Source organism: Methylibium sp., from assembly GCF_031393925.1.
GTDB lineage: Bacteria > Pseudomonadota > Gammaproteobacteria > Burkholderiales > Burkholderiaceae_C > Methylibium.
Genome location: NZ_JANMWL010000002.1, coordinates 1 through 5,260, shown reverse-complemented (window position 1 = coordinate 5,260; position 5,260 = coordinate 1). Strand labels below are relative to the sequence as shown.

6 protein-coding genes are annotated in these 5,260 nt (G+C 68.6%); 2 read left to right on the top strand and 4 right to left on the bottom strand.

Annotated elements, in window-relative coordinates; genetic code table 11:
- Positions 1 to 244 precede the first annotated feature (244 nt).
- The 4 genes from RMO12_RS00055 to RMO12_RS00040 form a co-directional block, all read right to left on the bottom strand.
- The gene (locus RMO12_RS00055; RefSeq protein ID WP_309637747.1) at positions 245 to 634 is read right to left on the bottom strand and encodes a hypothetical protein; all 390 of its coding nucleotides are present in this window, start codon (positions 632 to 634) and stop codon (positions 245 to 247) included.
- A gap of 134 nt (positions 635 to 768) precedes the next feature.
- Complete coding sequence (aroC, locus tag RMO12_RS00050; protein WP_309637746.1) at positions 769 to 1,875, bottom strand: chorismate synthase; 1,107 nt, start codon at positions 1,873 to 1,875, stop codon at positions 769 to 771.
- A gap of 83 nt (positions 1,876 to 1,958) precedes the next feature.
- Complete coding sequence (locus RMO12_RS00045; RefSeq protein WP_309637745.1) at positions 1,959 to 2,423, bottom strand: hypothetical protein; 465 nt, start codon at positions 2,421 to 2,423, stop codon at positions 1,959 to 1,961.
- Positions 2,424 to 2,565: 142 nt separating this feature from the next.
- Positions 2,566 to 3,033, bottom strand: a complete 468-nt coding sequence (locus tag RMO12_RS00040) for a CBS domain-containing protein (RefSeq protein WP_309624256.1) — start codon at positions 3,031 to 3,033, stop codon at positions 2,566 to 2,568.
- 99 nt (positions 3,034 to 3,132) lie between these two features.
- Between RMO12_RS00040 and RMO12_RS00035 the strand changes: the two genes are divergently transcribed.
- Together RMO12_RS00035 and RMO12_RS00030 are read left to right on the top strand one after the other, a co-directional pair.
- Positions 3,133 to 4,443 (top strand): O-acetylhomoserine aminocarboxypropyltransferase, encoded by a 1,311-nt coding sequence (locus RMO12_RS00035; RefSeq protein ID WP_309637744.1) that lies wholly within the window; start codon positions 3,133 to 3,135, stop codon positions 4,441 to 4,443.
- A partial coding sequence (locus RMO12_RS00030; protein ID WP_309637743.1) for an alpha/beta hydrolase occupies positions 4,440 to 5,260 on the top strand: 821 nt, incomplete at its 3' end. The genes RMO12_RS00035 and RMO12_RS00030, both read left to right, overlap by 4 nt.

The window sequence follows — 5,260 nt, the reverse complement described above, 5'->3', positions numbered from 1 at the left end:
CTCGATGAAATCGAACACCGTCTTCACGAGAAAGGCGTCGCTGTCGTAGAACTGAACTTGGTGGCTGTTCAATCCATGCCTCCGGTGAAGTTGCCGCAAACGGGGTCGAAGGGAGCGACTCTGCGCTGGTCATTGCGTGGCGCCGGCAGCAACCACTCGGTGAGGCTATCACCGCCGGGCAACCCGCATGTGTCAAGAGGCTGTCGCCACGCCCCCGCCACGTAACAAAGATTGGCGACCGTTCTCAGTCGACAAACTCGGCCCGCACCATCCGCCACTCCTGCGGGCCGTTGACGCTGCGCGAACAGCCCAGCGCCTCGGGCTCGGCGCCCGGCAGGAGTTCGGAGCGCGAACGGTCGCCGGTGCCCACGCCCATGTGCCAGCGATCGAGCCAGACGCGCAGCGTGCGCGTCGGGTGGCTGTTCTTGACGAGGATCTGTACGCCCTGGCGCGCGACGCAGTTGCCAGCGAACTCCTCGACGAACTGCACGTACTGGCGCGCGTCGCCGTCGTCGGCGCGGGCGGCGCCGAGCAGCAGTGTGGCAAGCGCCGCGGCACACATCAGTCGGCCGGCGCGCGGCCGGGACATCGGCGACGCAAGGCGCGCGAGAAGGTCGGTCAGGCGGGACGTCATGCAAGGCATCTTGCCGCGAACCGCCATCTTCGGCTGGCGGCCTGCCAGCAACCCCGCGACACGGTCGGTCGATGCAGCGGGTGCAGCGCCCTCGCCCGCGCTCGGGCGTGCGCCGGGCTTGGAGCTCGCGCCGCTCACGCCCCTTCGGCGTGCGCCGCGATCGGCGCTACCGGCACGCGCACGTCACCGCACTGCGCGCGGTGGCGCAGCGCGTGGTCCATCAGCACCAGCGCGAGCAGGGCTTCGGCGATGGGTGTCGCGCGGATGCCGACGCAGGGATCGTGACGGCCGAAGGTCTCGACCACGACCGGCTGGCCCTGCAGGTCAATGGAGCGCCGTGGTGTGCGGATCGAACTGGTCGGCTTGATGGCGATCGCCACGGTGATGTCCTGGCCGCTGCTGATGCCGCCCAGCATGCCGCCCGCGTTGTTGCCGAGGAAACCTGCCGGCGTGAGCTCGTCGCCATGCACCGAACCGCGCTGCGCGACGCTGGCAAAGCCGGCACCGATCTCGACGCCCTTGACGGCGTTGAGGCCCATCATGGCGTGGGCGATGTCGGCGTCGAGCTTGTCGAACAGCGGCTCGCCCCAGCCCACCGGCACGCCGGTGGCTTGGACCACGATGCGCGCGCCGACCGAGTCGCCGGCCTTGCGCAATTGATCCATGGCCTCTTCGAGTTGCGCGATCTGGCTGACGTTGGGCGCAAAGAAAGGGTTGCCCCGCACATGCTGCCAGCCCTCGAAGGCAATCTCGATCTCGCCCAGTGCCGCCATGCCACCGCGAAAGGCTATGCCGTGATGCTCGGCCAGCCATTTTCTGGCCACCGCCCCGGCGCCGACCATCGGCGCCGTGAGACGCGCCGAGCTGCGGCCGCCGCCGCGCGGGTCGCGCAGGCCGTACTTGTGAAAGTAGGTGTAGTCGGCGTGGCCGGGCCGAAAACTCTGCGCGATGTCGGTGTAGTCCTTGCTGCGCTGATCGGTGTTGCGGATCAACAGGCAGATCGGCGTGCCGGTGGTCTTGCCCTGGTAGACGCCGGACAGGATTTCGACCGCGTCGGCCTCGCTTCTTTGCGTGACGTGGCGCGACGTACCGGGGCGGCGGCGGTCGAGCTCAGGCTGGATGTCGGCCTCGGAAAGCTGCATGCCGGGTGGGCAGCCGTCGATCACGCAACCGATGGCCGGGCCGTGAGATTCACCGAAATTGGTGACGCGAAACAGGTGGCCGAGGGTGCTGCCGGACATGGTCGAAGAGGCGGGTTCAGGGGTGCCGTCATTGTGACAGCGGCCCCGCAACCGCCCGTGTCACCGCCGCGCAGCGCCTGCTGCTAGAAACGGCAGGCAAGTCCGACGTGCGCCTGCACATCGAGGTTGACGCCCTCGCCGTCGCGGCGCAGCTTGGACGGCATGCGCAGGCGGGTGGCGCAATGGCTCGCATCCAGCCCCAGCGAGCGAAGCATGCGTGCCGGCCGCTCGGAGTCGATGCTGAGCGCGTGGTGCGCGCGTTGCGAGCCCGGTGTGCCGTTGTTGGGTGGGCCCGAGCGCGGCAGCTCGATGATCGTGATCGATGCCGTCGCGGTGCGATCGGTCGGCCGCGGATCGCTCGCAGCGCGTGCCAGGCCGGCGCGCGCGAGCGACGATCCGTCGATACGCAGCGGTGTCGAAAGCGGCGCCGGATCGACGCTGGGGGACGACGCCATCGTCGTGGGCGCAAATGGTTCGGCACCGACCAGGCCGCAGCTGAGCATCAGCGAGCCCCAGCCGACGACACGGATCGCTTGATGAACCTTCATGGCGGCTCTCCTGCAACGCATGCAGGCAGCATCTACCGATCAGCTTAAGCGCGACTGAGGCGGTAACACCACGACACAGCGCGCCGAGCCATGCTGCCAACTGCGTCACGGCGTTTGAAGGCCGCCATGGCCGTGGGGTGCTTCAGAGCAATTGCGCCGGGTCCGGCTGGCCGTCTTCGACCGGCCAGTCGCGGATGTAGGCCTTGAGCATGCGGTTCTCGAAATCCTGCCCATCGACCACCGCCCTGGCGACGTCGTAGAACGAGATCACGCCCATCAGCGTGCGCTCGGTCATCACCGGCATGTAGCGCGCATGGCGCCCGAGCATCATGCGGCGCACTTCGTCGATCTCGGTGTCGGGCGTGCAGGTCAGCGGATGGTCGTCCATGACGGCGCCGACGCTCAAGGTGCCGAGGCTGCCTGCGTTGCCGACGATCGCCTGGATGACCTCTCGAAACGTCAGCACGCCGGTGAGTTCACCGTGATCCATGACGACCAGCGAGCCGATGTCGCGCTCGGCCATGGTCGACACCGCTTGGGCCAGGGGCTGGTCGGGCGAGGCCGTGAAGAGCGTTCCGCCCTTGACTCGCAGAATGTCGCTGACCTTCATTGCCGTCTCCTTGGCTCGCAACATGTGCCGGTTGCTGGCACGCAGCGCCAAGTCAATATAGCCCACAATTTGCGACCCCGACCCCAGCGAAACTACCCCATGCCCGGCGCCTCAGACCCTGGTTTCGACACCCTGGCGCTGCATGCCGGCGCGGCCCCCGACCCGGCCACCGGTGCGCGCGCGGTGCCGCTGCACCTGAGCACGTCGTTCGTGTTCCAGAGCTGCGAACACGCTGCGTCGCTGTTCAACATGGAGCGCGCCGGGCATGTCTATTCGCGCATCTCGAACCCCACCAACGCGGTACTGGAAGAACGGGTCGCGGCGCTCGAAGGCGGCATCGGCGCCATCGCCACGGCCAGCGGGCAGGCGGCGCTGCACCTGGCGATCGCCACCTTGGCCGGGGCCGGCTCGCACATCGTCTCGAGCGCGGCGCTCTACGGCGGCTCGCACAACCTGCTGCACTACACGCTGGCGCGCTTTGGCATCGACACCACGTTCGTCGCGCCGCACGACATCGACGCCTGGCGCAACGCGATCCGCCCGACCACCAAGCTGCTGTTCGGCGAGACGCTCGGCAACCCGGGCCTGGACGTGCTCGACATCCCCACCGTGAGCGCGCTCGCGCACGAACACGGCCTGCCGCTGCTGATGGACTCGACCTTGACCACGCCCTGGTTGATGCGGCCCTTCGAGCATGGCGCCGACCTGGTCTACCACTCGGCCACCAAGTTCCTGTGCGGCCACGGCACCGTGGTCGGCGGCGTGCTGGTCGATAGCGGCGCGTTCGACTGGGCGGCCGCGCATGCGCGCAGCGGGCGCTTTGCCGAACTCGCCACCCCCTACGAAGGCTTTCACGGCATGGTGTTCACCGACGAAAGCACGGTCGGCGCCTTCTTGCTGCGCGCGCGCCGCGAGGGCCTGCGCGACTTTGGCGCCTGCATGAGCCCGCACACGGCGTGGACGGTGCTGCAGGGCATCGAGACGCTGCCGCTGCGCATGGCGCGGCATGTGGAGAACACGCGCAAGGTGGTCGCTTTTCTCGCGGCGCACCCGATGGTGGCAAGCGTGGGCTACCCGGATCTCGACACGCACCGCGACCATGCACTGGCGCAAAGGCTGCTGCCGCGTGGCGCGGGCGCGGTGTTCAGCTTTGCGCTGAAGGGCGCACGCCAGCAAGGCCGCGCCTTCATCGAAGCGCTGAAGATCTTTTCGCACCTCGCCAACGTCGGCGACTGCCGCTCGCTCGTGATCCACCCCGCTTCGACCACGCACTTCCGCATGGACGACGCCGCACTGGCGCAGGCCGGCATCACGCCGGGCACGATTCGCCTGTCGATCGGCCTCGAAGATGCCGACGATCTGATCGACGACCTGAAGCGCGCTCTCAAGCTTGCGGAGAAGTCGGCATGAGGCTCACGGTGAACGGCCGCGAGGCCTATGCCTACACCGGCGGTAAACCCTTCGACGGCGCCACACCCACCGTGATGCTGATCCACGGTGCCTTGGGCGACCACAGCGTGTGGGCGCTGCAGAGTCGCTACCTCGCGCACCACGGCCATGCCGTGCTCGCCGTCGACCTGCCGGGACACGGACGCAGCGCCGGTACGGCCTTGCCCGATGTCGAGACCTTGGCGGACTGGACGGTGGCCCTGCTCGACGCCGCGGGTGCCTCGCGCTGCGCGCTGGTCGGCCACAGCATGGGCTCGCTCATCGCGCTGGAGAGCGCGGCTCGGCTCGGCGAGCGCGCCAGCCACCTCGTCATGGTGGCCACGGCCTACCCGATGCCGGTGTCGGCCGCGTTGCTGCAAACCGCGCTGCACGACCCGCTCGCCGCGATCGACAGCGTCAACGCGTTTTCGCATTCCGGCCTCGCCGCCAAGCCTTCGATGCCAGGGCCGGGCAGCTGGCTGCACGGCGGCAATCGTGCGCTGATGCGCCGCATGCAGTCGCGCTATGCCGAGGCCGGCCATGGCAACCTGTTCCATCACGACTTTGGCGTGTGCGATCGCTACGCGGGCTTGGCTGGCGCCGCGCAGCGCCTGACCTGCCCCGCATGGCTGCTGCTGGGCAGCAAGGACCAGATGACTACGCCGAAGGCCTCGCAAGCGCTGCGCGATGCGCTCGCACCCACGGTGGTGACGCTGCCCTTCGGGCACGCCCTGATGGCAGAGGCGCCCGACGGCGTATTGACCGCTTTGAAAGAAATCCTGACCACCGCAGCCGGCCG